5 protein-coding genes are annotated in these 4,728 nt (G+C 69.8%); 3 read left to right on the top strand and 2 right to left on the bottom strand.

Annotation, left to right across the window (positions count from 1 at the left end; genetic code table 11):
* Both ABYX71_RS10570 and ABYX71_RS10565 read right to left on the bottom strand, forming a co-directional pair.
* Positions 1 to 303, bottom strand: a 303-nt coding sequence (locus ABYX71_RS10570) for an AAA family ATPase (protein WP_372696462.1), incomplete at its 3' end; no start/stop codon positions are given.
* Between the two features lie 99 nt (positions 304 to 402).
* Positions 403 to 1,854 (bottom strand): NAD-dependent succinate-semialdehyde dehydrogenase, encoded by a 1,452-nt coding sequence (locus tag ABYX71_RS10565; RefSeq protein WP_372696461.1) that lies wholly within the window; start codon positions 1,852 to 1,854, stop codon positions 403 to 405.
* Positions 1,855 to 1,993: 139 nt separating this feature from the next.
* Between ABYX71_RS10565 and ABYX71_RS10560 the strand changes: the two genes are divergently transcribed.
* The 3 genes from ABYX71_RS10560 to ABYX71_RS10550 all read left to right on the top strand — a co-directional run.
* Positions 1,994 to 3,133, top strand: a complete 1,140-nt coding sequence (locus tag ABYX71_RS10560) for a thiamine pyrophosphate-dependent enzyme (RefSeq protein ID WP_372696460.1) — start codon at positions 1,994 to 1,996, stop codon at positions 3,131 to 3,133.
* Positions 3,130 to 4,137, top strand: coding sequence for an alpha-ketoacid dehydrogenase subunit beta (locus ABYX71_RS10555; RefSeq protein WP_372696459.1), 1,008 nt, complete (start codon positions 3,130 to 3,132; stop codon positions 4,135 to 4,137). The genes ABYX71_RS10560 and ABYX71_RS10555 overlap by 4 nt, the downstream gene beginning before the upstream one ends.
* Before the next feature lie 152 nt (positions 4,138 to 4,289).
* Positions 4,290 to 4,728: biotin/lipoyl-containing protein (locus ABYX71_RS10550; RefSeq protein ID WP_372696458.1), on the top strand; the 439-nt coding region annotated here is incomplete at its 3' end.

The raw sequence follows: 4,728 nt of genomic DNA, 5'->3' as shown, positions 1-4,728 counted from the left end.
CTTGCCCTGGACGATGTAGTTGCGGATGTCGTGCACCCGCGCGTCGCCCAGCTGCGAGTCGCGCAGGCGCGCCACCGCGTCGTATTCGTACAGCCCCTGCTGGGCCTTGGTGGTGGACTTGATGTGCCACTCGATCAGCGGCCTGCCCAGCGCCCGCGCCACCTCCACCGCCAGCATGGACTTGCCGGTGCCCGGCTCGCCCTTGATCAGCAGCGGGCGTTGCAGGGTGATGGCCGCGTTGACCGCCAGGGTCAGCTCTTCGGTGGCAACGTAACGGTCGGTGCCGGTGAAACGCTCAGTCATGCTGCACCCGGGATGAACAAACTGGTACCGCGCACGCCGCATGGCCGGCGCCCGACGGCGCCGGCCATGACGACCACACGGCGAACCGCCGACGCCTGCTCAGGCGCCGCGGGGCACGGTCTGTGCCTCGGCGAACTCGTAAATGCCCTCGGCGCCGCCCTCGCGGCCGAAGCCGGACTGCTTGATGCCGCCGAACGGCGCCTCCGGCGTCGGCCCGGAGCCGGTGTTCCAGCCCACGTGCTGGAACTGCAGGCCGCCGATGACGCGCTGGGCGAGCGCCTCGTCACGCGTGAACACATAGGCGGCCAGGCCGAACTCGGTATCGTTGGCCATCTGCAGCACGTCGGCCTCGCCGTCGAACTCCGCCACCGGCACCAGCGGGCCGAAGGTCTCCTCGCGCCAGCAGGCCATGTCGCGCGTCACCCCGCGCACCACCGTCGGCGGATGAAAACCGCCCCACTCCGCATCCAGCGGCTTGGCGCCACCGCCGACCAACAGCTGCGCGCCCTTGGCCACGGCGTCCTCGACGTGCTGGCGCACCTTCTCGTAACCGGCGCGGTCGACCAGCGGACCGATGTCGGTATCCGCCTCCATGCCGTTGCCCAGCTTGAGCTTCTTGACCCGCTCGACAACCTTCTCCAGGTACGCGTCGGCCACCGAACGCTGCACGTACACGCGGTTGGCGCACACGCAGGTCTGGCCGTTGCCACGGAACTTGCTGGCCATCAGCTGATCGGCGGCGTGGTCGAGGTCGGCATCCTCGAACACGATGAACGGCGCGTTGCCGCCGAGCTCCAGCGTCAGGCGCTTGACCTGCGGCGCGCTCTTCTCGATCAGCTCGCGGCCGACCTCGGTCGAACCGGTGAAGCTCACCACCGCCACATCCGGGTGGCTCAGCAGCGTGTCGCCGATCATGCCGGCCGACCCCATCACCAGGTTGACGCGCCCGGCCGGCAGCTTGACCACCCGATCGAGCAACGTGAACAGCGCCAGCATGGTCAGCGGCGTCTTGGAAGCCGGCTTGATGATGCTGGCGCAGTCGGCGGCAATGGCGGCCGACAGTTTCTTGGCGATCATGCCGATGGGGAAATTCCACGGCACGATCAGGCCCACCACGCCGGCCGGGCGGTACTGCACGGTCCAGCTGCAGCCGCGCGGCTTCTCGTCCAGCGTGCGGGGTTTGAGCAGGTCCAGGTGCTCGGCACAGTAGGCGAAGAACCCGGCCGCGTAGTCGGCCTCGGCGGCGCCTTCCTTCCAGGTCTTGCCGTGCTCGAGGCACAGGATGCGGCCGATCTCCTCACGGTGCTCGCGCAGGGCGTCGGCAATGCCGGTCAGCCAGGCGTGGCGCTGCTCGAAACTCGACGGCGTGCGCAGCGCCGCCTTGGACGACTCGATGGCGGCGACCACTTCGTCGCGGCTCAGCGAGCCCACGTCGGCCAGGTGATCGCCGGTGGCCGGATTGATGACCTTGAAGGTCTTGCCCGAGGCCGGCTTGGTCCAGCGACCGTCGATGTAGGCGTCCAGGTGCGGTAACAGCGGCGACTCGATCATGGTGGGTCCTTTGGTCAGATGGCGCGGCACGGACGCCGCCCCCGGGGTCGATGCCCCGGGTCGATGCCCGGGGGCGATGGATTAGTCGATGGCATTATAGGCCGGCCGGTCGTTCGGGCCGGCAGTAGAGGAGGCACCGATGGGACAGCACAAGTGGGCCGAACAGGCCCCCGACGAGACCTTTTTTCGCATCCAGGCACCCGATGGCACGCTGCTGGGGCAGCCACCGGACCTCGACGATGCCACCTTGCTGCGCATGTACCGCACGCTGGTGCTCACACGCGCCTACGAGACGCACACCATCCGCATGCAGCGGCGCGGCGAGCTGAGCGTGACCGCGCAGTCCACCTACGAGGAGGCGGTGGGCCTGGGCGCCGCCGCGGCGCTGCGGGACGGCGACTGGTGCTTTCCGTCCTACCGGCAGTTTGCGGCGCACCTGTACTGGGGCGTGCCGATGGACCGCACGCTGGCCATCCTGCGCGGCGGGGCGCCCGAGACCGTCGCCGAACACCTGCCGCTCGACACGCCGCCCGGCGTCACCTTCACGCCCTATGGCGTCATTCTGGGCACCAACGTGCTGAATGCCGCCGGCTCGGCCATGGCCGACAAGCTCAACGGCCGCGACATCGTGACCCTGGCCTTCACCGGCGAGGGGTCGACCAGCGAAGGCGACTTCCACGACGCGCTCAACTTCGCCGCCGTGTTCAAGGCGCCGCTGGTGGTAGTGGTACACAACAACCAGTGGGCCATCTCGACGCCGGCACACCGCCAGCACGCCGCGCCCACCTTCGCCCACAAGGCACTGGCCCACGGCCTGCCCGGCGAGCGGGTCGACGGCAACGACGTACTGGCCATGTACCAGAAGACCCGCGAGGCGGTGGATCGCGCACGCGCCGGAGAGGGTCCGACGCTGATCGAGGCCGTCACCTACCGTGTCGTGGACCACAACACGTCCGACAGCGCCGAGGTGTACCGCGACCAGGCACTGGCCGAGCACTGGAAGCAGTTCGACCCACGCCCGCGCTTCGAGGCCTATCTGGCCGATCGCGGCCTGTACTCCGACACCCTGCGCCAACAGTACGAGGCCGAGTGCCTGGCCGAAGTGCAGGCCGCGGCGGCCCGCGCCCTGCCCCTGCCGCGTTCGGACGCGATGACCATGTTCGACAGTCAGTTGTTCGGCGACCCCGGCTGGCACCTGCGCCTGCAGCAGCGGGAACTGGCGGCCGAGCTGAACGACGCCAACCCGTACACCGCCATCGACCCGGAGACCCTGGAATGAACGCGCCCGGCATCGATCCGGTCACCGACACCACCGACCTGAACCTGGTGCAGGCCGTCAACACGGCACTGCGCGACGAACTGGCGCGCGATCCCGCCGTGCGCGTGATGGGCTATGACATCGGCCCCATCGGCGGCGTGTTCCGCGCCACCGAGGGCCTGTACGACACCTTCGGCGGCGAACGCGTCATCGACACCCCGCTGTCGGAAAACGGCCTCATCGGCGCCGCCGTCGGCATGGCCATGCGCGGCGAGCGGCCGGTGGTGGAAATCCAGTTCCTGGGCTTCCTGTACAACGCCTTCGGGCAGTTCGTGTGCCTGATGTCGAACGTGCGCGAGCGCTCGGGCGGACAGTTGTCGGTGCCGATGACCATCCGCACGCCGTTCGGCGGCGGCATCAAGCCCTTGCAGTTCCACTCCGAATCGACCGAGTCCTACCTCATCCACACGCCCGGCGTGCGCGTGGTGTGTCCGAGCACCCCGGCCGAGGCCAAGGGCCTGCTGGCCGCCTCCATCCGCTGCGACGACCCGGTGGTGTTCCTCGAGCACAGCCGCCTGTACCGCGCGTTTCGCGAACCGGTACCTACCGCGCCCTACGCCCTGCCGCTGGACAAGGCGCGCGTGGTGCGCGAGGGCCGCGAGGTGACGGTGCTGGCCTGGGGCGCCATGGTGCACGTGGCGCAGCAGGCCATCGACGACATGGCCGTGGACGCGGAACTGATCGACCTGCGCGTGCTGGCGCCGCTGGACGTGAAGACCATTCTCGATTCGGTGCGCCGCACCGGGCGCTGCGTCATCGTGCACGAGGCACGGCGCACGCTGGGCCTGGGCGCGGAGCTGTCGGCGCTGGTCACCGAGCACGTGTTCGACTGCCTGAAGGCACCGGTGCGGCGGGTCACGGCGTTCGACGTGCAGTTCCCGGAGAACCAGACCGAGGACTACTACCTGCCCGACGCGCGACGGGTGCGTCACGGCATCGAATCGGTACTGCAATACCGGTTCTGAACACGCACGGGCACCGGGGCACGACGCCGCGGTGCGACGGGAGGGCTCCACCCTCCGTGGTTCGCGCAGCGCACCACACACAGATGACGCGCGCGGCGCGCCGGCAGACGCCACGGCAGGCGTCTGCCGGCCATTTTTTCGAGGAGAACACCATGCGATTCGAGTTCCGCCTGCCCGACGTCGGCGAAGGCATCACCGAGTCCGAACTGCTGACCTGGCACGTGGCGCCCGGCGAGCAGGTGCACGAGGACCAGGTGCTGTGCGAGATCGAGACCGACAAGGCGACGGTCGAGATCCCGGCGCCGTGCAGCGGCCGGGTGGAGCAGCTGGGGGCACAGGTCGGCCAGACGGTCAGGGTCGGCGAAATCCTGGCCGTGTTCGACGCCGAGCGTCCACCGGCGCAGCAGTTCTCCGGCGAAAAGCACGCGCCACCGGCGAGCACCGCACCGACACAGCCGGCGGCCGCCGCCCCGGCACACGGGGCATCAGTCGCGGCAGCCCCGGCACCGACGCCGGCGCCGCCGGCGAACCGGCACGGCCCGCTGCGCGCCGCGCCGAGCACCCGGCGCTACGCCCGCGAGCACGAGGTGG

Origin of the sequence: Immundisolibacter sp., assembly GCF_041625615.1 — a bacterium.
Classification (GTDB): domain Bacteria; phylum Pseudomonadota; class Gammaproteobacteria; order Immundisolibacterales; family Immundisolibacteraceae; genus Immundisolibacter.
Note: the sequence above shows the minus strand (reverse complement) of the source record. Positions and strands in the feature narration are given on the sequence as shown.